This is a genomic window from Streptomyces sp. SDr-06 (assembly GCF_003324565.1).
Lineage (GTDB): Bacteria > Actinomycetota > Actinomycetes > Streptomycetales > Streptomycetaceae > Streptomyces.
The window spans coordinates 1-22,642 of record NZ_QOLA01000045.1 but is presented as its reverse complement, the minus strand read 5'-3'; the positions used below and the strand labels follow the sequence as shown (position 1 = coordinate 22,642).

24 protein-coding genes and 2 pseudogenes are annotated in these 22,642 nt (G+C 67.9%); 17 read left to right on the top strand and 9 right to left on the bottom strand.

From position 1 onward, the window contains the following. Both DT019_RS38360 and DT019_RS38355 read left to right on the top strand, forming a co-directional pair. A partial coding sequence (locus DT019_RS38360; RefSeq protein ID WP_189390217.1) for a fasciclin domain-containing protein occupies positions 1–127 on the top strand: 127 nt, incomplete at its 5' end. 110 nt (positions 128–237) lie between these two features. Beyond that, a complete protein-coding gene (locus DT019_RS38355) occupies positions 238–726 on the top strand; it encodes a peroxiredoxin (RefSeq protein ID WP_114041626.1) in 489 nt (162 codons plus the stop codon). Positions 727–781: 55 nt separating this feature from the next. On the opposite strand, the gene DT019_RS38350 is transcribed toward DT019_RS38355, so the two are convergent. Then, on the bottom strand, positions 782–1,243 hold the full coding sequence (locus tag DT019_RS38350) for a DUF4383 domain-containing protein (RefSeq protein ID WP_317617860.1): 462 nt from the start codon (positions 1,241–1,243) through the stop codon (positions 782–784). 625 nt (positions 1,244–1,868) lie between these two features. Between DT019_RS38350 and DT019_RS38345 the strand changes: the two genes are divergently transcribed. After that, positions 1,869–2,447 carry a fasciclin domain-containing protein gene (locus tag DT019_RS38345; protein ID WP_114041624.1) on the top strand — a complete coding sequence of 193 codons (579 nt, stop codon included), beginning with the start codon at positions 1,869–1,871 and terminating at the stop codon, positions 2,445–2,447. A gap of 140 nt (positions 2,448–2,587) precedes the next feature. On the opposite strand, the gene DT019_RS38340 is transcribed toward DT019_RS38345, so the two are convergent. Then, the gene (locus DT019_RS38340) at positions 2,588–2,983 is read right to left on the bottom strand and encodes a hypothetical protein (RefSeq protein WP_114041623.1); all 396 of its coding nucleotides are present in this window, start codon (positions 2,981–2,983) and stop codon (positions 2,588–2,590) included. A gap of 733 nt (positions 2,984–3,716) precedes the next feature. Beyond that, entirely contained in the window at positions 3,717–4,223 is a 507-nt protein-coding gene (locus DT019_RS38335; RefSeq protein WP_114041622.1) for an SRPBCC family protein, read from the bottom strand. Positions 4,224–4,919: 696 nt separating this feature from the next. Between DT019_RS38335 and DT019_RS38330 the strand changes: the two genes are divergently transcribed. Together DT019_RS38330 and DT019_RS38320 are read left to right on the top strand one after the other, a co-directional pair. Then, positions 4,920–5,741, top strand: coding sequence for a helix-turn-helix transcriptional regulator (locus tag DT019_RS38330; protein WP_189390308.1), 822 nt, complete (start codon positions 4,920–4,922; stop codon positions 5,739–5,741). Between the two features lie 1,210 nt (positions 5,742–6,951). After that, positions 6,952–7,191, top strand: a complete 240-nt coding sequence (locus DT019_RS38320) for a hypothetical protein (protein ID WP_114041620.1) — start codon at positions 6,952–6,954, stop codon at positions 7,189–7,191. Positions 7,192–7,259: 68 nt separating this feature from the next. Here the strand turns inward: DT019_RS38320 and DT019_RS38315 are convergent, their stop codons facing one another. Beyond that, on the bottom strand, positions 7,260–8,018 hold the full coding sequence (locus tag DT019_RS38315; protein ID WP_114041619.1) for an ABC transporter permease: 759 nt from the start codon (positions 8,016–8,018) through the stop codon (positions 7,260–7,262). 49 nt (positions 8,019–8,067) lie between these two features. Beyond that, positions 8,068–8,955 (bottom strand): ATP-binding cassette domain-containing protein, encoded by an 888-nt coding sequence (locus DT019_RS38310; protein ID WP_114041618.1) that lies wholly within the window; start codon positions 8,953–8,955, stop codon positions 8,068–8,070. 148 nt (positions 8,956–9,103) lie between these two features. On the opposite strand from DT019_RS38310, the pseudogene DT019_RS41205 reads away from it, so the two are divergent. From DT019_RS41205 to DT019_RS38300, 3 genes and pseudogenes are all read left to right on the top strand, one after another. Continuing rightward, positions 9,104–9,241 (top strand): annotated as a pseudogene (locus DT019_RS41205) (helix-turn-helix domain-containing protein); the annotation flags it as partial. Between the two features lie 153 nt (positions 9,242–9,394). After that, positions 9,395–9,772: a GbsR/MarR family transcriptional regulator gene (locus tag DT019_RS41200; RefSeq protein ID WP_411292777.1), complete on the top strand. Its 378-nt coding sequence runs from the start codon at positions 9,395–9,397 to the stop codon at positions 9,770–9,772. Positions 9,773–10,368: 596 nt separating this feature from the next. Continuing rightward, positions 10,369–11,021, top strand: a pseudogene (locus tag DT019_RS38300) (transposase). Between the two features lie 322 nt (positions 11,022–11,343). On the opposite strand, the gene DT019_RS38295 reads toward DT019_RS38300, so the two are convergent. Continuing rightward, positions 11,344–12,609, bottom strand: a complete 1,266-nt coding sequence (locus tag DT019_RS38295) for a sensor histidine kinase (protein ID WP_114041616.1) — start codon at positions 12,607–12,609, stop codon at positions 11,344–11,346. Continuing rightward, a complete protein-coding gene (locus DT019_RS38290) occupies positions 12,606–13,274 on the bottom strand; it encodes a response regulator transcription factor (protein ID WP_114041628.1) in 669 nt (222 codons plus the stop codon). Before DT019_RS38290 ends, DT019_RS38295 begins: the two co-directional genes overlap by 4 nt. A gap of 172 nt (positions 13,275–13,446) precedes the next feature. On the opposite strand from DT019_RS38290, the gene DT019_RS38285 reads away from it, so the two are divergent. The 5 genes from DT019_RS38285 to DT019_RS38265 all read left to right on the top strand — a co-directional run bounded on the left by DT019_RS38285 (position 13,447) and on the right by DT019_RS38265 (position 18,361). After that, the gene (locus DT019_RS38285) at positions 13,447–14,556 is read left to right on the top strand and encodes a HAMP domain-containing protein (RefSeq protein ID WP_147267418.1); all 1,110 of its coding nucleotides are present in this window, start codon (positions 13,447–13,449) and stop codon (positions 14,554–14,556) included. After that, the gene (pgsB, locus tag DT019_RS38280; protein WP_223279978.1) at positions 14,556–15,752 is read left to right on the top strand and encodes a poly-gamma-glutamate synthase PgsB; all 1,197 of its coding nucleotides are present in this window, start codon (positions 14,556–14,558) and stop codon (positions 15,750–15,752) included. The genes DT019_RS38285 and pgsB overlap by 1 nt, the downstream gene beginning before the upstream one ends. After that, positions 15,749–16,222: a poly-gamma-glutamate biosynthesis protein PgsC/CapC gene (locus DT019_RS38275; protein WP_114041614.1), complete on the top strand. Its 474-nt coding sequence runs from the start codon at positions 15,749–15,751 to the stop codon at positions 16,220–16,222. The genes pgsB and DT019_RS38275 overlap by 4 nt, the downstream gene beginning before the upstream one ends. Before the next feature lie 26 nt (positions 16,223–16,248). Beyond that, on the top strand, positions 16,249–17,256 hold the full coding sequence (locus DT019_RS38270; RefSeq protein WP_147267417.1) for a C40 family peptidase: 1,008 nt from the start codon (positions 16,249–16,251) through the stop codon (positions 17,254–17,256). Positions 17,257–17,968: 712 nt separating this feature from the next. Further along, the gene (locus tag DT019_RS38265; RefSeq protein WP_114041612.1) at positions 17,969–18,361 is read left to right on the top strand and encodes a hypothetical protein; all 393 of its coding nucleotides are present in this window, start codon (positions 17,969–17,971) and stop codon (positions 18,359–18,361) included. Here DT019_RS38265 and DT019_RS38260 read toward each other — a convergent pair. After that, positions 18,358–18,720 carry a hypothetical protein gene (locus tag DT019_RS38260; RefSeq protein WP_114041611.1) on the bottom strand — a complete coding sequence of 121 codons (363 nt, stop codon included), beginning with the start codon at positions 18,718–18,720 and terminating at the stop codon, positions 18,358–18,360. The genes DT019_RS38265 and DT019_RS38260 overlap by 4 nt on opposite strands. An 89-nt stretch (positions 18,721–18,809) precedes the next feature. On the opposite strand from DT019_RS38260, the gene DT019_RS41000 reads away from it, so the two are divergent. Together DT019_RS41000 and DT019_RS40635 are read left to right on the top strand one after the other, a co-directional pair. Continuing rightward, entirely contained in the window at positions 18,810–19,028 is a 219-nt protein-coding gene (locus tag DT019_RS41000; RefSeq protein ID WP_317617859.1) for a hypothetical protein, read from the top strand. Positions 19,029–19,127: 99 nt separating this feature from the next. Then, positions 19,128–19,427 (top strand): hypothetical protein, encoded by a 300-nt coding sequence (locus DT019_RS40635; RefSeq protein WP_114041610.1) that lies wholly within the window; start codon positions 19,128–19,130, stop codon positions 19,425–19,427. Positions 19,428–19,769: 342 nt separating this feature from the next. On the opposite strand, the gene DT019_RS40995 is transcribed toward DT019_RS40635, so the two are convergent. Further along, positions 19,770–20,489 (bottom strand): DUF6596 domain-containing protein, encoded by a 720-nt coding sequence (locus DT019_RS40995; RefSeq protein WP_147267416.1) that lies wholly within the window; start codon positions 20,487–20,489, stop codon positions 19,770–19,772. Positions 20,490–20,756: 267 nt separating this feature from the next. Between DT019_RS40995 and DT019_RS38245 the strand changes: the two genes are divergently transcribed. Beyond that, positions 20,757–21,512 carry a transposase gene (locus DT019_RS38245; protein ID WP_223279977.1) on the top strand — a complete coding sequence of 252 codons (756 nt, stop codon included), beginning with the start codon at positions 20,757–20,759 and terminating at the stop codon, positions 21,510–21,512. 358 nt (positions 21,513–21,870) lie between these two features. Continuing rightward, complete coding sequence (locus DT019_RS38240) at positions 21,871–22,521, top strand: hypothetical protein (protein WP_114041609.1); 651 nt, start codon at positions 21,871–21,873, stop codon at positions 22,519–22,521. Positions 22,522–22,642 lie beyond the last annotated feature (121 nt).

Genomic DNA, 22,642 nt, shown 5'->3' with positions numbered 1-22,642 from the left:
CAAGCTCACCACGTCCGGTTCGGGCACCTCCTACAAGGTCAACGACAGTGCGAACGTGGTCTGCGGCAACGTCCCCACCGCCAACGCCACCGTCTACATCATCGACACGGTCCTCATGCCCAAGTAGGAGTGCGCACCCGGCCATCCAGGCCGTGACCGGTCAGAGCCGGAGCGTGCGGGCCGTTCAGGACGGGCGGCCCGCACGCTCCGGCCCACCCTCGATTTGGAGGACCACTGGTGACCCTCTCACCTCGCAAGGGCGAGCTCGTGGACGACTTCACCCTGCCCGGCGGCGTGCTGACCCCGGACGGTGGATTCCACCGCGGGGAGTACTGGCTGCGCGCGGAGCGGCGCCACCCCCTCGTCCTCGCCTTCTACCCCCTCGATGACACAGCCGTCTGCACCAAGCAGCTGTGCTCCTACTCCAACGACCTGGACGCGCTCGCCGAGACCGGCACCGAAATCTGGGCGATCAGCCCCCAGAACCTCGACAGTCACGAGGCGTTCGCCCGCAAGCACGGTCTCAGAATGCCCCTGCTGTCCGACACCGACCGGGTGGTGGCCCACTCCCTCGGCATCACTGCTCCCGGCATCGGAGTACGCCGCGCTGTGTTCATCATCGCCCCCGACGGCACCCTTCACTGGAAGCACATCGCCCTGCTCGGCGCCACGTTCCAGAACACCGGTACCCTCACGCGCCACCTCGCCCGCTTCCGGACCGGCTGACGGGCAGCTCTCCGCCTGGGTTGGTCACCAGCCGATCCAGGCGGACATTCTGCGTCTACGGCCCGGGGTGGCGCGATTGCCAGTAGGGGTTGTCGTGGGGCAGGGAGCCGCTGACTCGGCCATACATGCCGAACGTCACCAGCAGCAGGCCTACGAGGAAGCTGAACAGCACGTTCTGTATCCGGAATGCGAGGAAGTTGAACCGGGTGTCCAGGGCGGCCAGCCCGGCGAAGCCGACAACAAGGAAGGCGACACCGAAGAGCATGGTGATGCTGGACGCCGTGTTTCCACCGATGCCGGCTGCTGCCAGCAGCACGCCGCCGACGATCAACGAGGCGACACTGAGGGCACCGTTGCCGTTCAGGCCCAGCACCCGGTGGGCGCCCGTGGCGAAAAACCCGATCCAGTGCATCAGACCCAGTACGCCGAAGACGATGAGGAAGAGGCCCCCACCCGCCGCGCCGGCTCGGTAGATCTGGCTGAGGCGATGATCGACCGGCAGATGCTCGTCCAGCATGACGTGACGCCACCGCAGCCTGCGGCCGTGAAGTGTGATCGTTGCCATCGTGCTCGCCTCATCTCACCTGCGTCCTGTGGACGAATGGCGGGGATGTTGCCGGACCCCCTCACCCACGGATGCGGCGGCAATCCCCGTCCGCCTTTGATTCGTAGGCGTTCCTCCGGCGGATTGGGGGCGAGCTGCACGGAGCATCAGCCGCACGTCTCGGGCGATCCGCAGCGGGTTGCCCTGCGGCCGGGATGCTGCGCCGGCCGTGCGATCGCCCCGGGCAGGCGGATGGCACCCCGGGTGACGCCCGCGCCCCTGTAGTCGGCTGTTCCGCCCGTATGCGGCGCAGCAGCCGCAACGTCGCACGCGAAGATCAGCCGCGCAGAGCGGCGTCCAGCCCACAGGAGCCACGGGGCCGCCCTGCGTTCTGCATCCTCCAGAGGAAGAAAACCGGCAGAAATCCTGAAAGCCGCCAATCCGGCCCCCGGGGGTGTGCCGAATCCCCTGTGCGGCATGTGACGGAACCCGAGCCACGGCTCGCCCGTCCCGGCACCGGGCGCCCGAAGGGCCTACCGGTTCCCGGCGCCTCCTTCCGAAGGGGGCGGCTTGTGCCGCGAACCTGGAGGAACACGTCATGAACAGCAACCGGATCCGGCGCTCGGCGCTCATCGGTGCCGTCGCCGTAGCGTTCCCTCTCTCCCTCGCTCTGCCGCTCGCGGCGTCCGCGGACAGCATGCCCGGCCCCTTCGGCCCGGCCTGTGCCAGCGTGCCCAAGCAGGGGGCCGGCAGTTTCGACGGCATGGCCAAGGACCCCGTCGCCACCGCCGCGTCCCACAACCCGGCCCTGTCCACCCTCGTCGCCGCCGTGAAGAAGGCAGGCCTCGTCGACACGCTGAACAACGCGAAGAACATCACCGTCTTCGCCCCCACGAACGACGCGTTCAGCAAGATCCCGAAGAACACCCTCGACAAGGCGATGAACGACAAGGCCACGCTCACCAAGATCCTCACCTACCACGTGGTGGGACAGAAGATCACACCCAGCCAGCTGTCCAAGGGCAGCTTCAAGTCCCTCGAGGGTGCCACCCTCACCGCATCCGGCTCCGCTTCGTCCTACAAGGTCAACGGCAGCGCCAACGTCGTGTGCGGCAACGTCCCCACCGCCAACGCGACCGTCTACATCATCGACAGCGTCCTCATGCCCCCCTCCTGACCGCCAGGCACGTGAAGCCGGGCCCTCGACCCAGAAGGCCCGGCCCACGCCGGTCTGCTGTCCGGGTACAGCGGCCCGAGGCCGCCGGGCCGGGGACGACCGGGATGTCTGCAGTGCACTCCAGCAGTTCCGGTGGTGGCTCACGGGCCAGTCGGCGCGCGGTGCGGGTCATGCAGGCGATGGCTCAATGCCAGCGCGGCGTGCTGCAAGGGCTGAGTCGGCTCGAACCATGTCCGCTGGCGCTGCGTCCCGTCCGGCCACCTCCAGATCGCCATGGTGAAGGCACCCCGAATCCACCCCACCTTCTGCGGGGCGACGACGGTCACTTCCACCTCCAACGCCACCGCAACGGACACCAGTCCCGTCCCGGCCATCTCAAGACTGACCGGATCCTTGAGAACCTGGATGGTGCGCACCGAGAAGGGCGCCGCCAGCAGCCGGCCCAGATGACGACGGACATGGTCATCAAGCTCCTCGATACCGACGGCCAGGAGACCCAAGGCCTCGGGCAGGCCATCTGACGCTTTCGTCACCATGAGCTCCTCCTTCGAGGCTCGTGCCACCCTGCGCCGGCCACGCCTGCCCGGTGGCACCATCAGCAACTTCCCTGTGTTCGTTGCCCTCAGGGCGGCGGAGGGGTGTCAGACAGGGAGGTCATCTGTACGAGCGGTGCCTCGTCCGAGCCGGCGAGGCACATGACCTGCATGGCTGCGAAGCCCCGCCTCCAGCCACTTGCGCCGATCGGGCAGAAAGCGTTCTCAGCGGCACTGCACGAGCACCCCGATCTCGCCCCGCAAGTGACATCCGCACGGTGCCTGTCGTCCCCCTGGTCGCCGGGGCGCCGCGCGTGCAAGAACTCGCTTCCGCGCCGAGGCGACGTCACGGGCGCGGGCACGCCCTGAGACGAGCGCAGGCCCTGTGTGCGGGGCACGACGACAGACCAGGTGGCACGGGCCATGGCGACGGGAGCGTCAACGATCGCGGGGGACAGGCTCTTTCGCAACCTTGGCATTCAGGCCACTGGGCGCGGCGGCAGCCCTTACGACAGGGGGCACTCCCGCCGTCGGCACGCATCTGCGAATCAGGTCGTACGAACAGCCCAACGCAGCGGCGACTTGACCATACAGAGCTCCTGGTCACGGGAGAGCGTGGCCATCAGGAGGGTGAGGCGGCGGCCCTTGTCCAGGGTGTATTAGCGAGACGGCGGGAGCAGACCGTGCGATGGCACGGAGGTGCAGCACCAGGATGTGCCGACAGCCCCGGGCTCGTTCACCCCATACTCGACTCCAGCTCACGTTTCAGATTCCGCAGCGTCGTCCTGATGTTGCGCAGCTGAAAAGTGGCGAATGCACTCCCTCCGGTGACGGCACGGTCGAAGACGCCCGCTGCGAGGTCGGGCCACGCGGTCCGGTCATCGGTCCACGTCTCCGTGATCCTCGTGCCGTCCTCGGTCGTCTCGAAGCGGTATTCCCAGGTGGCGATCCGACCCCGCACACGAGGTCTGCGGAGTCCGATGGCGTGGACCCGAAACGCGAACCGGCTGCCGGGGTCTGCCGCGGTGACCGTGCACCGGGTCACCCAGCGCACCAGCCCCCGCTTATTGCGCCCGACAAACTGCGTCCCGACCTCTGCCGACCCTGCTTCGACCGGAAGCGTCGTGCCGAGATTCTCCGGACTCCACCGCCCCATCGCGGACGGACAACTCACGGCCCGGTAGGCGGTGTCGGACGAGACGCCGACGACGATGCTGCTGCTCACCGTGAAGACCCGGGCCATAAAGACGCTTCCTCGCACTCACGAAGTTACTGAAGAGTACGGATCCTGTCACGAAAGCGGGCCCCAGGGAACCGGGCGCTCCCCTGGGCATGGCCAGTGGCCCCCTGCGTTCCCGGTGGCCGACCTCGCGGGGTGAGCCTTCCTCGGCCATGGTGCGGCAGATCAGCGTCACCGTGTGGCGCGGGATTAAGCGGCTGTTGAGGTTTCGACGAGCCCGCCGGGCTGGAAGGCCGCGGTCGGAACGAGGCGGTGACCGTGCGGAGCTGGATGCCGATGATCGTGGAGGGTACCGGCTACTCGATGGGTGCCGACAGCGTGGTGTCGGGGGCCGGTGTGCTGTCACCAGTCGCACGGCCTGGCTTCGAGGGCCGGCGTCCTCACCTGCTCGTACGGTCCTCGGCGGCCGTACGCGTACTTGTCTGTACGCAGTGCAGCTTCGGGACCGGTGCCCCGCTGTGGCCAACGCCGTCTGTGCATGGCCAACGTCTGGTGGCACGGTAAGGGGTGTCAACCCAGGCGCTTCTCGTCAGAGGGGACGGAGTGCGGCGTCATGAGCGTAACCTTCGAAGCCATGGACTTGGACACTGCCCACGCGGTCGTGCGTGACAGTACAGTTCTGTGCGGATGAAGTCACCCACTGCGCACCCCTTGCTGCGGATTGTGCAAGACTTGGTGGGACAGGCTCGGTTGGAGCGGATGACGCTTCAACTCCAGTACGAGTTCACCTCGGATCTCCCGTTAGGGCGTTGGTTCATCGGGCACATGCGCGGTGGCCGGGCGCTGTTTCGGACAGGGCCGGAGGAGGTACGCGTCCCGCCGGGTGATGTCTTTGTGCTGAATCAGCCCGACGCATGTCTGGGCGGAGCGGTCGCTGATGCCGTGATTGATTTCGCGGTCCTCGAACCTGGCCTGCTGCACGAGGTCGCGCAGAACGCCTCCACCGAGCCCGGGCCCGTGCGGATCCTGGCTTCTCACCCGGTGTCCGGTGTGGTCGGCGGACGGTGGGCCCGTACGCTCGCTGTGGCCCGCGATTTGGTCACCAGCCCCCTGGCCCTCAAGAGTGACCTGTTCACGGCGCAGGTGTCGCGTCTGGTGGCCGCGGCGACCCTGGAGACGTTCCCGAACACCGCCATGGGCGATACGGGGATCGCGGATCGCCGGGACGCCCACCCGGCCACGTTGCGCCGGGCGGTGGCGTTCATCGAAGCGAACCCCCAGAACGACGTGAGTGTCGCGGACATCGACCGTGCCACCCGGACCAGTGTCCGTATGGTCCAACTGGCCTTCCGCCGTTACCTGAACACGACTCTGATGCGCTATCTGCAACAGGTCCGGCTGCATCAAGCCAGCGACGAACTCCGCGTCGCGAGTCCAGGCGGACCGGTGACGGTGACGAGTGTGGCCGCGAGGTGGGGATTTTCGACACCGGCTCGATTCTCCTTGCTCTACCGCCAGGAATTCGGGCTCACTCCCGTTCAGACCCTGCGGGGTGAACATCCGCCGCTTCCCGTCCGCTGACCGCACGTGCCGCACCCGCACACCTCGTGTACACGGAGATAGCGAGTGTCAGGTGATGTTCAGGCCCTGGGCGTAACCGGACTGTGGAGCACGGCCTGTCGTTCGGTGAGGACATGAGAAGCAGGACGGGGGCCCAGCCTCTGACGAGGCCGCGCCCGCTGCGGCCGTCCCGTCGGCTCGTTGAGCGACAGGGCGACGGGACGGCCGATCGAGGGGGCGGATGCACGGTGCGACTCCCGCGCGCTCCGTGCGCCCGCCAGCGCTGCCGATCGCCGACCACGGGCAGTGCCGGCTCCCTCGATCAAGGGGTTGCCTCTAGTTTCCTACGCTGCGACGTCTAGTGCAGTCCGGAAAACGAAACCTCATAGGGGCAGCTCAGCGCCCTGGGCGCGCAGAAAACGAAATAGCTGCGGGCTGTTTCGGGGGGCCTGGCCGCCGCCCGACGGCCTCTGTTGCTCGTGGGACGGCCGCGTTGCCTGACGATGGTGCGGAGGAGACGGCGGGTCAAGAGTGATCGGGGCGAGGGGTAAGCATCGCTTCGGCCAGTTGTTCTGCTGGGCCGCCGGTGAAGGTCCTGCGCGACTGCCGTCTCAAAGGCGGTGGCGTCCCCGACGTCGTGCTCGGCATCGCATGGCTGTGCAGTGTCGTCCTTGTGGGTTCGGGCCAGGGGAACGTCCTGTTCAGCCAGGCTTTGCCATCCCCGTAAGGAAGTTCGTCTCGGCGAGTGCGTGCAATGGCTGATCCGCCAGCCGTCGGTTGTTCGCACGGTGTCGTCGTAGGAGACGAAGCCGCAGGAGCCGTCCGCCTTGATGCCCAGCCCCTTGGAACGGACCTGTACCCGGCCGTCCGCCCAGTAGTTACGACGATGTTGGTGACGTGGTGCGCGACGCGGTTGGCCGCTCCCAGCGCCCAGGCCGCTTCCCGGATGGCCGCTACCGCGGACAGCGGCTCCTGGCCGAAGTCGGTGAGGTCGTAGACCACATCGGCGGTGAACAACTCGGAGGATGACAGGGTCCAGGTAGACACGACGGTGGCAGGCTGACCGCCAGTAAGGGGGACGATCACGACGTGCATGCCGTGCTCTTGTCGGACGCCTTTGCAAGCGTTGAGCGGTGAGGCGTCGTGGTGACCCTGGACCACTGCTCGGCCTGGCGCTCTTCACGCCGGACCGGAGAAGACGCGGATTCCGGCCGACGCGGAGGGAACGGAGATGGCCGAGCTTCGCCGCGAGATGCACCGCCGGATGCTCGGCAACGGCTGCTGCGCGCGTCCCGTCGAGATGGACTGCCCCTTCGGATCGATCTGCGAGTCCTGCACGTTCTTCGTCACCACCATCGGATTCCGCCCCACCCTCGAGCGTCAGCGGGACGATGCGGCAGCCAAGGGTCAGGTCGCCCGCGAGCATATCTTCGATGGACTTGTCAGCCGACTGGACGGAGAAGCGTCCTGATCCCCTCTGGGGCCCGGGGCGGACCGCGTCGGGCACTGCCTCACCCCCCGCCTCACCGATGCTCAGTCTCAGCGGTTGTAGAGCTTGCGCGCCAGCAGGTAGCCGGCGAGCGCGATCACCGCGCTCCATGCGACGGCCTTCGCGAGGTCGGTGCCGGCCGGCTGGGCGGCGAGCAGCTTGCGCAGGGTCTCGATGACCGGGGTGAACGGCTGGTGTTCGGCGAACCAGCGCAGCGGCGTCGGCATCGACGCGGTGGGCACCACGCCGCTGCCGAGGAACGGCAGGATCAGCAAGGGCATGGGCAGGTTGCTGGCGGTGGCGACGTTGCGGGCGATCAGGGCGAGCGCGACGGACAGCCAGGTGATGGCGAAGGTGAACATGGCCAGGATGCCGATGACACCGAGCCAGTCCAGGGCGGTGGCGGCGGGCCGGAAGCCGATCGCGAGGGCGGCGGCGGTGACCGCGGTGAGCGCGAGGAAGTTCTGCACCAGGGCGCCGAGCACGTGTCCGGTGAGGACGGAGACGCGCGCGATGGCCATGGTCTTGAACCGGGCGACGATCCCGCCGGTCATGTCCATCGCGACGGCGATGGCGGTGCCCTGGGCGGCGCCGGCGATGGTCGTGGCCATGATGCCGGGCGTGAGGTAGCCGGCGTAGGCGGCGCGGCCGCCGCCGATGCCGGCGCCCATGGTGCCGCCGAGGACGTAGACGAACAGCAGCAGGATGATCACCGGGACGGCCGTGTAGGTCAGCAGCGGTGTCGGGTAGCGGCGGACGTGTTTGAGCTGGCGGCGCAGCATGGTCGCGGAGTCGGCGACGGCTTTCATCAGGCAGGTTCCTTCACAGCGATGTCGTTGGTGGAGCTGGTGTCGTCGGTCAGCGCGAGGAGGACTTGGTCAGGGCGAGGAAGACGTCGTCGAGGCCCGGGGTGTGCACCGTCATCCCCGCCACCTCTGCGTCGATCGCGTCCAACTGGCCCACAACGGCCCTTAGTGCCTCGGCCACGCCGCCGTCCGGGATCTGGACGGTGAGTTCGGCGTCGTCGGCGAAGCGCACGGCGATGTGGCCGCCGGGAATCAGGCGCTTGAGTTCGTCAGGCGTCCCCTCGGCGACGAGCCTTCCCTCACTGAGGAGGGCCACGCGGTCGGCGAGCTGGTCGGCCTCCTCCAGGTACTGGGTGGTCAGGAAGACGGTGACACCGTCGTTCTCGACCAAGTCCCGCACGGTGCGCCACAATTCGCGGCGGCTGCGCGGGTCCAAGCCGGTGGTCGGTTCGTCGAGGAAGATCAGCCGGGGCGCGCCGACCATCGTCATGGCAAGGTCCAGGCGGCGGCGCAAGCCTCCGGAATAGCTGGCGACGGGTTTGCGGGCGACGGCCGCGAGGTCGAAGCGTTCGAGCAGCGCCTGCACGGTCCGGCGGCGCCGCGAGCGGCCGACGTGCAGCAGGTCGGCCATGAGGCGCAGGTTCTCCTGGCCGGTGAGCAGGTCGTCCACTGCGGAGAACTGGCCGGTGACGCCGATCTCGGCGCGCACCGCGTCGGGGTCCCGGGCCAGGTCGTGGCAGGCCACGCGGATCTCGCCAGCGTCGGCCTTGATCAGGGTGGACAGGATCTGGACGATCGTGGTCTTGCCGGCGCCGTTGGGGCCGAGCAGGGCGAAGATCGTGCCCTGCGCGACAGTGAGGCCGACGCTGTCCAAGACGAGGTGGGCGCCGTAGGACTTGCGCAGTCCAGTGGCGGAGATGATGGCATTTTTGTTCAGCACGGGCTGAAAGCTACGTTGCGTTCAGAGAAAGTGTCTACGAAAAGATCCACATATCCGCAGTTCAATGGCCCTATTTTGATGCATTGACGATGTCGCCGAATGCAACATCTGCATTGCAACAGATGTCGCCGAATGCAAGACTGCGGCCATGCCAGGAGGAAGACTGACCCAGCAGGACCGCCACCGCATCGCCGCCGGACTCGTCGAGGGGCTCTCCTACGCCGAGATCGCGCGGCGCCTCGGCCGGACCACGTCGACGGTCACTCGGGAGATCGGCCGCAACGGCGGTCCGGCCGGCTATCGCGCCGAACTCGCGCACCAGGCGACGGAGCGACGGGCACGCCGCCGCACGCCGAGTGCCGGGCGCACGCCCGCCGCCGGGCACACGGACGCCCAGGAACAGGCGGTGGAGCTGGCGGTGGGCACTGGGCTGCCGAAGATGATGGCCAGGGTCCTGATCGCACTGTGGCTGAGTACGGACGGCAGGCTCACAGCCACCGAGCTGACCCGGGAGCTGGGAGTCAGCCCGGCATCGGTCTCGGCGGCGGTCGGGTATCTGATCCGCCAGGAGCTGATCCGGCGCGAGGCCCAGGGACGCCGGGACGTGTACGTGGTCGACAACGACGCCTGGTTCCAGTCGACCGTGGCCGGCGCGGAGCAGACGCTTCATGCGGCACAGGTCGCGGTCCAGTACGCGGAGCAGATGGGCCTCGACACGCCTGCCGGAGCGCGGTTGGCGAAGAGTGGGGCGTTCCTGGAGCGGATCAGCCTGGACGCATTGGAGTCGGCGGCCCGGTGGCGCGACCTGCTGAGGTGAGGCCAGTCCCCGCGTTTTCAGTCGCTCAACGGCTTCTCAGTACAACCGGTGGCTTGACAGTGAGACTCGCATATTAGAGGGGTGCCGACCGGGAAGGTCCGCTACGAGAACCTTAGTGGGCATTTGATGTTGATTAGTGCTGACCGTTTTAGCGGGATTCATCCCCAATGCGCGCGGCCTGAAATGCGTGGAGGCCTCCTGCAAACAGGGAGCCTCCACGCATTCCTAAACCAGTCGGAATCTAGGTGTCATATGCGAACTAAACGGTCAGCCAGGTCGATGCGCCGAAAGCCATGAACAGGCTATAAGCCGCGAATCACCGTAAAAGACCCCGCCCGCAAGGGGATTTAGCGTCAGAAACCTTCCCTGAACGCCCACTTAGTGGGCATTCAGGCATGGCTTGTGCTGCTAAGCGAACTTCGCGGTTGCCGTTCTTGAGGCATGTGGCCCATGTGTGCGTCTTCATGTCCGCTGAGCTGCCGACCTGGCCGTTTGCTCCGCTTCTCGTGCACGAAGTCCGTCTGATTTGGATGGGGCAGAAACGCCCAGCAGCAGCGGAACGAATCCGTCCACCACGTTCATGATCACGCTACCCCGTGAGCCAGCGCAAGCCGTACCCCAGCGACCTGTCCGACGCCCGATGGGCCTTGATCGAGCCGACATTGACGGCCTGGAGAAAGCCCGGCTCGACCGCCGGCCCACCGGCCAAGGTCGACCTCCGCGACGTGTTCAACGTACTCTTCTACATCAACCGCACCGGAATCCCCTGGAAATACCTCCCGCACGACTTCCCGGGCCACGGCACCGTCTACTTCTACTCCGCCGCCTGGCGCGACTGAGGAATCCTCGCCCAGCTCAACTACGGTCTCACCGGCCTCGCCCGCGCAAAAGAGGGACGCAAACCCGAGCCCGCCGCCTCCGTCGTCGACACCCAGAGCATCGAGACCTCTACACCGTCTCCAAAGCCTGGGTCGACACCGGCTTCAAGAGTGCTGTCGTCGAACACGGAGCAAGTCTTGGAATCGGCGTCGAAGTCGTCAACAGAAACCCCGGAGTTCGCGGATTTCACGTGGCCAAAAGGCGCTGGGTAGTGGAACGAAGCCTCGGTTGGCTCATGTTGCACCGCCACTTATCCCGCGATTACGAAACCCTACCCGCCAGCTCCAAAGCCGTGATCCACATCGCGTCGTTCGGCAACCTCACCAAGCGGATAACGGACCAGACCGCACCAACCTGGCGAGGGACCTAATGGGACATAGAAGGCAATACGCCTGGATCAAATGCCCATTCACAGCGCCCAAGGCCGAAGGGGCAGGTCTGGCCCGGGCCGGTTTTCCTCGCGGGCCAGGCGGTGCGCAGCAGTTAAAGCCGGCTCCACCTGCCGGGTCGGGCCGCGGCAAGGGCCGCTCGTTCACAGGTGATGGTTGCGTGCGGGCCGTGGTGTCGCGACGAAGGCGCACTGTGGGTGAAGCGCAGGTCCGCGTGTGCCGTTCTCTCGGTCACCGAGAGGCATCTTGGGGTTGTAAAGCAGGAGAGGCGGACGCGGCAGGCAGAGGGCCTCGATGGTGCTCTCACAAGCGGTGCTTGGTGTGGCCAGGGAGGCGGAGGACGAAGCGGGCACCACCGCGTGGGCTGGTCTCGACGGTCAGTGTGCCGCCATGGGTGTGGGCGACCCAAGAGGCGATGGACAGCCCCAGGCCGGTCGAGCCGGAGGTGCTGTGGAAGCGTTCGAACAGTGAGCCGGCCAGGGAGGGAGGGATTCCCGGGCCCGCGTCGTCGATGGTGACGGTGCCCTCCGGCGAGACGGTGAGTTCGACTTCGGCTCCTTGCCCGGGCGCGTGGCCATGGGCGAGCGCGTTGTTGAGCACGTTGGTGACCGCTCGGCGCAGCAGTTCGGGATCGGCCTCCACCACGGTCGGCCGGGCCACGACCGTGACCTGGTGGCCATGGGTGGCGGTGTCGTCGACCACTGCCTCGACGAGTTGGTCGAGGCGGAGGGGCTCGCGGGTGACGGTGGCGACGCCGGCGATGAGCCTGGCACGGGTGAGCAGCCCGTCGATGAGGTCGCTCATGCGGGTCGCCAGGCGTACCGTGCGATCCAGCGCCTCGCCGCGCAGGGTGTCGTCGTGGCGGGCTGTCTCCGCGAGGGCGCGCAGGGAAGCGGCGGGGGTACGCAGATCGTGGGCAGCGTCCGCGAGGAACGCCTCCTGCTGGCGTAGCGCGGTCAACGCCGGGCGGATCGCCCTGCCCGACAGCAGATGCCCGGCGATGGCGGAGAGGGACACCAGGACCGCGCAGCCCACGGTCAGGAGCGTTACCAGATGGCGGTGTTCGGATTCGCTGTCGGCGGTGTCGACGGCGGTGACCAGTGCTCCGCCCCAGGATCGGTCGTTCGGCCCCGGGTAAAGCGTGGCGAGCAGCCGCACCGGGTCCCCGTCCGGCGTTCGCGAGTCGGCCCAGGCCTCCGAACCGTGGCGCAGCGCAGTGGAAGCGACCGCACGGACGTCATCGGGTGCGAGGGCGACGCATGGCCGAGGCGGCGTGCGGGCCACGGTCAAGTGGTCGGCCGGGCCGGACAGCACGGTCAGGGGCGGGCAGTCGCTGTCCATGGTGTCGATCAGGGGCTGGAGGTCGAGTCGGCGGTTGTCGTCGTAGTCGATCAGGCTGATGGCGTGGTCGGCCTGCAGGTTCATGGTGGCTTCGAGTTGGCGGTGTGCGGCGGCGGTGTCGCTGCGAAGGGCGAACACCGCGAGCCCGACCAGGCCGACGAGGCTGGTCAGGGTGAACAGTGCGGTGAGTCGCCAACGGAGGTTGCGGATACGGGCTTCGGCCGTCATCCGCCGCTGCCGGTCGAGGCCAGCTGGTACCCCACACCCCGGACCGTGTGAATGACCAGCGGGTCACCGAGTTTGCGGCGCAGCTGGGAGACCAGCACCTCGACGACGTTCGAGTTCGGCTCGGCCATCTCGTCCCAGCAGCGCTCGATGAGTTCGCCCCGGGGCACCGCCTGGTCCAAGCGGGTCGCCAGGAGCTCAAGGACGGCGAATTCCTTGCGGGTCAGCACCAGGAGCACCCCGCGGCGGCGGACCTGGCGTCGCGCGGTGTCGATCTCCAGGTCGGCGACTTGGTGGACCGGCGCGCGCACCACCTCCGCGCGTCGGCACAGCGAGTGCACGCGCGCCACCAACTCGGGCATCGCGAAAGGCTTGACGAGATAGTCGTCGCCGCCGACGGCGAACCCCGCGACCCGGTCAGCGACCGTGTCGCGGGCCGTGAGGAACAGTACGGGTACTGTCCGGCCTGCCTGACGAAGGCGGTGTACGTAGCCGACGGCGTCGCCGGACGGCAGCATCCGGTCGAACACCACGCAGTCGTAGCGGGTGACGAACAGGGCCTCGTCCGCGGCGGGCAGGTCCGGGACTCCGTCGACGGCCAGTCCGTCATTGCGCAGTGCCGCGACCACCGCGAACCGCAGATCACTCTCGTCCTCGACCACCAGTATGCGCACGGCCGTCAGGATAGTCGGCTCCGCCTCATCAAAACCTCAGGAACGTCCCGAGATCATCCCAGCAGGCCGAAAGGCTCAACGTCGGTGAAACGGGGAGGGATTGACAAGTGCTGCCTTGTGTCCGGAACATACCCGACTCGCGATCAGGGGTGGCCAGGTGAGCGGGATGGCCGCATCTCGCCCCGGCCGCACACGCAGGCTCGCCTCCTCGGTATGGCTGCCTTGGACATGCGGTCTGCTGGCACTGCTCACGGTCGCGGGGACCGTGCTGGCCGCAGGCGGCCGGTTCGAACGGGGCGTCACCGTCCCCACAGCCGTCCTCGACGGCCAGCGGGCCGCGACCGCCGGTGCGGCCCAACATGTGCGGCGCGCCCTGCGGGCCGGTGAGCTGGACCTCGCCCAGCTCGCGGACGGTCTCACCTTGGGGCTCGACCCGGCCAAGCTCGACAAGCAGATCACACACTTCCGTAAACGCTACGGGCGCTACCGCAGTGTGTACGTCCTGGATGCGCAGCGGCGGGTGCTCGCTCAGGCGGGGACGGCCGCGCATCCGGACCAGGTTCCCGAACGTCCGACGGGCGCCGGGAGCAGCGACGCGGTCCGCATCGACAAGATCCCGGTGGTGGTGCAGTACGCCCCGTTCAGCTATGGCAACAACGAGCGGGCGATCGCCGTCGCCGAGTACGACCTCGTCAAGCTGCGGAACGCCTTCGACGCCGTCCAGCCGGCGACGGCATGGGTGGTCGACGCCAAAGGGGAAGTACTGGCTTCGACGGCGGGCTTCACGGCGTTTCAGCCCCTCGTGGGAGAGGAGCTGCGCCGGGCGGCGCGTACCGACAAGCCGGTGGTGTCGCTCGGCGGGGGCGGCGCGGCCACCCGGGAGATCGTCGCTGCGGCGCCGATAGCCGGCGGCGGGAAGAATCACGCGCCGTCGTGGAGGGTGGTGACCGCCCGCAGTGTCAGTACCGTCTTGCTGCCCGAGACCCGGGCCCGGGACCAGGCCGTGCTCCTTGCCCAGGTGTTGGCCGTGGTGACCCTTGGGCTCTTCGGCTGGCTGTACGTCATGTGGCTGCGCCCGCTGCGCCGCCTGGTGCGCGATGCGGAGCGCGTGGCCGACGGTGACCTGCGCGACGTCGTGGAGGTCCGCAGGTACGACGAACTGGGGCTGGTGGCACGGGCGTTGGAGCGAATCCGCGTCAGCATGGCGGCCGAGGCGGCGACGAGACGCACGCATGACCGGAGGGTTCCCGCTGCTGTGTCCCGAAAGGTGCCGTGATGATCCTCTATCTGTACACCGTCTTCACGCTCACCTTGCTGACGCTCTTCCTGGCGGGCGTGGCCGAGCGGCGCCGCCACGAGCGCAACCTGGAACGGATCCCGGTACGGATCCTGGTCAACGGCATTCGCGGCAAGAGTTCCATCACCCGCCTGACCGCAGGTGCGCTGCGCGGTGGGCACCTCAAGGTGGTGGCGAAGACGACCGGCACGGCGGCTCGGTTCATTCATCCAGACGCCACTGAGGAGCCGGTTTACCGCAAGTTCGGCATCGCCAATGTCGTCGAGCAGATCGGCATCGTCCGCCGGGCCGCCGCGGTCCGCCCCGACGTCCTGGTGATGGAGTGCATGGCGGTCCAGCCGGCGCTTCAGGAGATCAACCAGAAGGTGCTGATCCGCTCCACGATCGGGGTGCTCTGCAATGTCCGCGAGGACCATCTGGACGAGATGGGCCCGACGTTGGACGACGTGGCGCGGTCGTTGTCGCGGTCCATGCCGGACGGCGGGGTGTGTGTGACGGCCGAGTGGGACCGCCGTGCGCTGCTAAAGACGGAGGCCGTTCGCCGCGGCTGTGAACTCGTCGTGGCGGAGGGCGAGTCGGTCTCGGACGAGGAGATGGCGGGTTTCCGCTACACCACCTTCAAGGAGAACGTGGCGATCGCGCTGTCGGTAGCCGACCGGCTGGGCGTGGACCGGGCGTCGGCGCTGCGCGGGATGTACGCGGCTCCGCCCGACCCCGGGGTGCTCACCGTTGAGGAGTACGAGATTGAGGAAGGCACCGTGCGGCTGGCGAACATCTTCGCCGCCAATGACCCCGAGTCCACCGTCATGAACTTCCGCCACCTGGTGGATTCCGGGCAGATCAAGCCCCCCTTCATCACGCTCATCAACTGCCGCCCGGACCGGATCGAACGCAACGGCCAGATGGGACGCATCGTGCGCGAACTCAACACCGACACCCTGGTGCTCATCGGGCACCCGACCAGATCTGCCCGGGACGCCGTCCCGGCGCACTGGCCAGGACGGATTCTGGACCTCGGCGGACCACAGCGCGACCCCGCCCAGATCTGGCGCGCCATCGCCGGGCAGGTCAGCGGGACGGCCTCGCTCGTGGCGGTCGGCAACATTCACGGCCAGGGGGAACGGCTCCTTGAGCACGTGGAATCACTCGCCCCGGCACCGCGAGCCGTCCGGTGAACGCTCCGCTGTCGAGCGAGGTCGCCACACTCGGCCTCGCCATCGGGCTGCTCTTCGGGCTCGGTTGCTACCTGGTCACCAACCTGTCTCCGGGCGGCATGATCACCCCGGCCTGGCTGGCCGTCACCCTGCTTCAGGACTGGCGCATGATCGTGCTGATCGCCGCCGTCACCTGCCTCACATGGGCCGCCGCGGCCGCCGCCAGGAAAGTCGTCATCCTCTTCGGAAAGCGGCTGTTCGCCAGCGTCGTACTGCTCAGCGTGTTCCTCCAGACGACCCTCTCCCTCTTCCTGCTCAAGGAGTACCCGCTGCTGTTCACGCACCAGACCCTGGGCTTCATCGTCCCCGGCCTGATCGCCTACCAGTTCCTGCGACAGCCGGTCGTGGCCACCGCCACGGCCACGACGGCCGTCACCGGACTGACGTACACCGTGCTGGCGAGCGGACTCCTGCTCCACCTGGCGGGATGACGATGGCGAAGACTCAACCGCCCCCCGTGCAGCCGACGACGGCCGACGCAGAGGCCCCCACCCGGCGGCTGCGGAACCTCTGGCACAGACCGGCGTTCCTGGCCATTGTCCTGGTCCTGGCACTTGTGGCGGTCGTCGTGGCGGTCGTCCTGCACGACGAAGACGGCCGAGACTTCGTACGTCTGGCAGGGACCCGCCGCACGATCGCCCGCGACGCCGACGGCAGGACCGTGGCGGTCCTCACCGAGGACGCCCGCACGGTGGTGTTCACCGGCGCGGAGCGCACCTTCGCAGAGCCGGCCACGACCGCGGCCACTGTCACCACAAGCGCCGTGGTCCGCCTGGCGCCGCACCCCTGGCACTCGGGCGCGCAGCACGAGGACTGGTTCAAGCGCTGGTTCACCACCGCCCTGACCCACCAAGCGCCCGACGTACTGGCCATAGCGGCCCAGTACGTCCGGGGCACGGCCGACCGGCACGACGACAAGGGCATCCGCTACGCGGGCCCGGCCACCTACGGCCCGATGGGAGACGACGATGTACGGCAGGCGACCGCCGACTTCAACGACTACCTGGGCATCGACTGGACCTATCCGAACGGACGCCATCGCGCAGCCAGGGAAGACTTCTACGGCTCACTGGACTGCTCCGGCTTCGTCCGGACGGTGTATGGATACCGCTCGGGATACCCTCTCGAGTTCAAGCAGCCCACGGGACAGGCGCTACCCCGTCGGGCCGTCATGATGGCCGAAGACGGACCCGGCGTCGCCATCATCGCCAACACCCACCGCCAAGCCACCGACTTGAGTCCCCTCCAGCCCGGGGACCTGGTGTTCTTCGACGCGACCCCCGACGCGGGACAGCGCATCGACCACGTCGGTATCTACCTCGGCATCGACTCGACCGGACACCACCGCTTCATCTCCAGCCGCAGGACAGCCAACGGCCCCACCATGGGCGACGAGGGCGGCGCGTCGCTGCTCGACGGCACGGGCCTTTACGCGCACGCCTTCCGGATGGCAAAGCGACTGTGAACCGAGGCGTCGTTGAGCTGCCCCGGAGGCCGTGACCGAAGCACCGCTCCGCTGCACCGCACGCTGTGTCGGACCCGGTTGCGCTGCCCGGGACTGGAAATCCGCAGAGTGCAGGGCGGATTCACCTCCGAGCACCCGATCGTCGGTTCTTAAGGACGCTCGGGAGATCCGCCGGTCGGCGGCGCAATGAGGGGGAGTTCGAGCGACTCCGTGGCGGCGGCCGACCCCACCAGGCCCCGGCCGGAACGGGGAAAACGAAGGCCCCGCCGCCTGTTACCGCCGCCTCTGCCGACGCCACGATTGCGGTCAGGCGCTCCCGGGCGGCCAGATGTCCGACGGCGGCGACGAGGACGACGAAGACGACGAACGCCACCTTGCCGCCGACGACATGCGACAAGCGCAAGAGGCAGTACGAGCGCTCCATCGCCGACCAGCGGCACCTGCGTTTTCCCGCCGCGATGCCGAACGGCAGCCGTCGCGCCGGACTCTGCACTCATGCCAGAACCTCCCGATACCACCGGGTCGCACGCGCAGCGGTTGCACGGCTACGGCTGACAGTACGAACTGCGGCACCGATGGTTCCCTCTCGCGGCGTGTGGGCGCTTTGCCGATCAAGGAGTGAGCGGAGGTTCACCGAAGTGGGCCCGATAAAACTGCTCACCATCGCCATCGTCGCGATGTCGTCTTCGGGCCGGAGAAACTGCCCGAGTTCATGCGGAATGCGACCGGTGTCCTGCGTAAGGTGCGAGCCTTCACCGACAGCGCCAGACAGGACCTGCGCTCCGAACTGGCCCCGGCGTTCGAGGACTTCGAATTCGAGGACCTCCACCCGAAGACCTTCGTACGCAAACACATGCCGGACGGCGGCGGCCTCGCCGCGGTGGAGGAGATCCGCAACGCCTTCGACCCGCGCCCCGAACGGGAAGAGGTCGCGGCTGCCGTGCGCGACACGGGCGACGGTCCGGCGCGGGGCTCCGTCCCTGGCCAAGGAGGCGCAAGCGAACCCGCCCACGCGCCACGTGTGCGACCCCGACGCCACCTGACGGCAGCCCGGGGCCCGGCGACTCGGGGCGGCGGTTCTGCCGAGAGTCGGGCGGTGGTCTAGCGGCCGGTGATCCGGCAGGGCACCATCAGGTCTTCCGTCAGGTGGTAAGCGGCACAGACCCGGTGGTAGCCGTCGGCGATGACCAGCGGAGTCCCGCGGACCAGGAGCACAGGGGAGAGCTTCTTTCCGGACTTGACCTTCTGGATGTTGTGGTTGACGTGGACGTTGTCGGCGGGCAGCAGCGGCAGGGACGAGGCCCGCATGATGTCCTTCGCCTTCTTCGTCTGAGTGGGGGCCGCGCGCAGGGCATCGACAATGTGCTTCACCTCGCCCGCTTCGAGCAGCAGGCCGAGGTAGTCGGCCGCCGCCGGGAAGTCGTGCTCCTCCGGCTCCTGGAGCCACACCTTCGTCCATTCCACAGTGCTCCCCCTGTCCTGGTCGAGCACAACAGCCGAGGCAGAAAGTCTAGAACGGGCCCGCCCAACTGGGCCCCGGCGGGCGCCATTTCATGGCCGGGCATCGACACGGCCACATGTCCGGCGCGATCTCCTCACGCGAGACGAATCCGGGCCACGCAGCCAAGGGGCGGGAAGACCGCTGCCCCGTCGGCCATCGGGACGGCCGCCGAATCGCGTACAGCCTGTACGACACCCATATTGCCCAGCTCCTGGACGAGGCCGTCCACCACATCGAGCATCTATGGGTGGGGCACCGTGACATGGTGTGATTTTGGCCGACTAGCCATGTCTGGCGTGCATCGACGCCCTTCCGAGAGGGAGACTCGGACCCGCGGGGGCCTGAGGAGAACGTACGCGAGGGAGCCGAGATGACGACCGCCCTTCATGTCCCGCACACCGGGCACACCCATGAGCACGGCAGTGGTTGCGGCCATGTGGCCGTGCCCCATGCCGACCACGTTGACTATGCGCACGACGGGCATCTGCACCGGGTTCACGAGGGACATGCCGACGAGTGCGAGCCCGCGGGTCACACCGTGCACCAGGGTCACGATCACCAGCACCGGGCGGGCTGTGGACACGTGGCTGTTCCACATGGCGAGCACGTCGACTACATTCACGACGGCCATCGCCACGCCAGTCACGAAGACCACTGGGACGATCATTAAGTACTGCTGACGGCTGCTGACTGCCTCGCCAAGTGACCGTCCTGCCACGAGAGGGAACCCAGCAGCGGCACGGCGGCTGGGGCAGGGCGGCTATCGGACGGCGACGAGGTGCACCGTCGTCCCTTGGAGAGGCCGGATCTTCCCCAGGTCGTCCGTTAGCCAACCGCGGTTCAGGAGTGAGGTGGACCGTCAAGGATGAGCGCGGCTCATCGCGTTGGCGACGCCGGAGGCGTCCTTGACGGCCCGGCTCGGTCCGCACACTTCGAGATCGGCAAGCCCCTCGACATGCACGGTCGTATTGATGCCGTGCGGCGCATGGGCGAGGGAGGCCGGGGTGGGGAGCTACGTGGGTGCTGACACCCGTCGATCGCCGAGGTCACCAACCTGCTCGCACCAGCCGGTCGGGCGGTTGACCGGCCAGCCGGAGCCGGTGTCGGTCAGCCTGGTCAGCGGTTGTTGAGTTCCGCAAGTTGTGCGGGCGAGCGTGGCTGGCTCTGGCTCGTTCGGTCGTCGCGAAGCCGCTCGCCGCGTCGTGCAGCGCCGCGATGGCCGCCTGCACTGGGGACGCCCCGCACCGGGACCGCTCAGGGCCGGCACCAGGAGCCGGTGGCCTTCGGCGATGAGATAGGCGTCCCAAACGGCGCGGTCCTGGACTTCGAGCAGTATCTGGCCTCCCCCGGCGTCGACCCTGGCCGCCTGCCGGGCGTCAGTGAGGAGGAGCAGTGCGAGCAGCCCTGTCGCTTCTCGTTCTCCGGGGTATAGCCGGTGCGGGATCCGGGCGAGCCGGATGGCTTCCTCGGCCAGGTCGGGGCGGACGAGGTGGTTGCCTGAGCTGGCGGCGTAGCCCTCGGTGAAGACGAGGTAGATGACCCGGAGCACGCTCGGCAGCCGTGCGGGCAGTTCGTCCGGCCCCGGGACGCGGAACGGGATGCGCGCACTGCGGATTGGGGACTCCGTTACGGCCGCCCGGTCCGCCTGGGCAAGAACCCCACCAAACCCAAGACCAGGATCCTTGCCACCGGAAACGACGCCGTCCGGCTCCTGGAACACCTCTACGGGCACGGAGCGGACCGCACGTCCGGTCCTCGCGTCCAGGCCCTGCGGCAGATCAGGGTGCAGAATTACCAGCGTGACGCTGCAGGGCACCTGCGCTGCCGCACCACCGAGAAGGAAGACGGGCCCGGGCTGCCGCCCTCGTCCCGGGCGGTCGTCTCTCCCTATGACACCTCGGCTCGCTACGCGCGGCACGGACACGTCATCAGATGGAAAGGATTCGCCGCTCACCTGACCGAGACCTGTGCTTCCGACGGCCCCAACGTGATCACGGACGTGGCCACCATCGCAGCGACCACCCACGACAGCCAGGTCCTGCCGGGCATCCACACCCGCCTGTCGCGTCGCGGGCTGCTGCCCGCCGAGCACCTGGTCGACGGCGGCTACACCTCGCGGCCCCACCTGGAACAAGCCACCCGTGAACACCAGGTCACCGTCTCAGGGCCGCTCCGGAGCAACCCCACCCGCCAACACCGCCACAATGCGGGCTTCGCCCGGGACGACTTCCACATCGACTACGAGCGTCGGCAGGCCACTTGCCCCCAGGGGCCGGTCAGCGCGGGCTGGCACGGCCCCTACCCACCCTCGTCACCCACCGCGGCCCCACTCATCGTGGCCCGGTTCACCAAGAGCCAGTGCCGTCCCTGCCCGTCCCGCACCCAGTGCACCAGCACCGCCGACAGCCCCCGCACCGTGGGCTTTCTTCCACGAGACCTTCGTGACCTGCAACTCCGTGTCCGCGCCGAGCAGCGGACACCCGAGTGGAAGGCCCGCTATTCCATCCGCTCCGGGGTGGAGGGCACGGTCAACGAGTTCGCCCACGGACACGGCATACGGCGCTGCGGCTACCGAGGGCAGGGAAAGGCCCACATCCAGCACGTGCTGACGGCCATCGCCATCAACATCGAGCGGCTCAGCGGACTGTCACCGACCGAGGAAACCCCCACGCACCGTCGGCCAACTGCCTTCCAGAACTACCTCGACGAGCACGAACTTCCGCGGCGGAAGTCATGGCAAACCCTGGGAACTTGACCCCCTGGCAACTCCAAGAACCAGACAGAGTCAAGCTTAGCGCGGGTCACCCTGAAACCGGCGGCCGGGACCGCAGCTCCGTAAATGGCGGGCCACCGGCTGACCCGGGGCCCAAGATTCCCCCACGGAGTCGGCGCCTCGCAGGCGTGGAGCGTGTTCGTCGTCAGGCGCTCCACGAGCCGCACGACCGGGGCCCCTCCGAGTGCAGCACCAGCTTCAGGTCACGCTCACTCCAGGTGAACGCCATCAGACCCCCACCATTCCACGTGAAACTACCAGTGGAACCATAATCCAGTCATAACAGATCATATAGAGCAAGAGCGTTGGGTGAGACCTCGTTGTGCTGGATGATCGCTGTATGGAACCGCCCGTCGTTGCTGCGCTCGTCACGTCGTCCGTGACGTCCGTTGTCGCGGCCGTGGCGGCGGGCGTCAGCCTCTACAGCGTCCGCTCGTCGCGGCGGACCGCGATCGACCTGGCCCGCCGATCGGCACAGGACACCGCGTACGCCGAGTTCACCGCGGAGTGCCGCACGTTCGTCATACGCGTGGGACCCGCGTGCGAAGCGTGCGCGCTGCTCGACAAGAACAGCCGGCGCACCGGCCCGGGCCGCTTCGGTGACCACTACGACCAGCGCAGGATCGAGGAACTGCGCGCGGTCATCAGGCCGCTGTTGGACTTCGACGAGGTACAGCGCACGGCTTCGGTCGTCCAGCTCGCCGGGCCGCACCACCTCAGCGAGCGCGCCGGGGCCATCGTGCAGCAGGCCATCGAGCTGACCGGCCTTTTGCGCAGCGCCGGTTCTCCTTACACCTCGTGGGAAGGGATCACGTCCCAAGCCGATGTCGAGCGCAGGCTCGACGAGTACCGGTGGGACGACTGCACACGCGACGAGGACGGCCGCCTGGTCGTCGACCAGTACCGCTCGTACGCGGCCCGAGCCGAGCTGAAGAGGGCCGTCGACGAGTTCACCGAGGCGGCACGCAGCTATCTCGACGACTTCACCTAGACGAATGAGTCCGATGTGTTCAGTGATCGAATGCGATGAGCGACCGGAGAGTCGGGGCGCCAGTCTTGTGGTTTCGCCAGATCGCGGCGGCCATCGCGAGGACACGTTGGGCGACACGGAC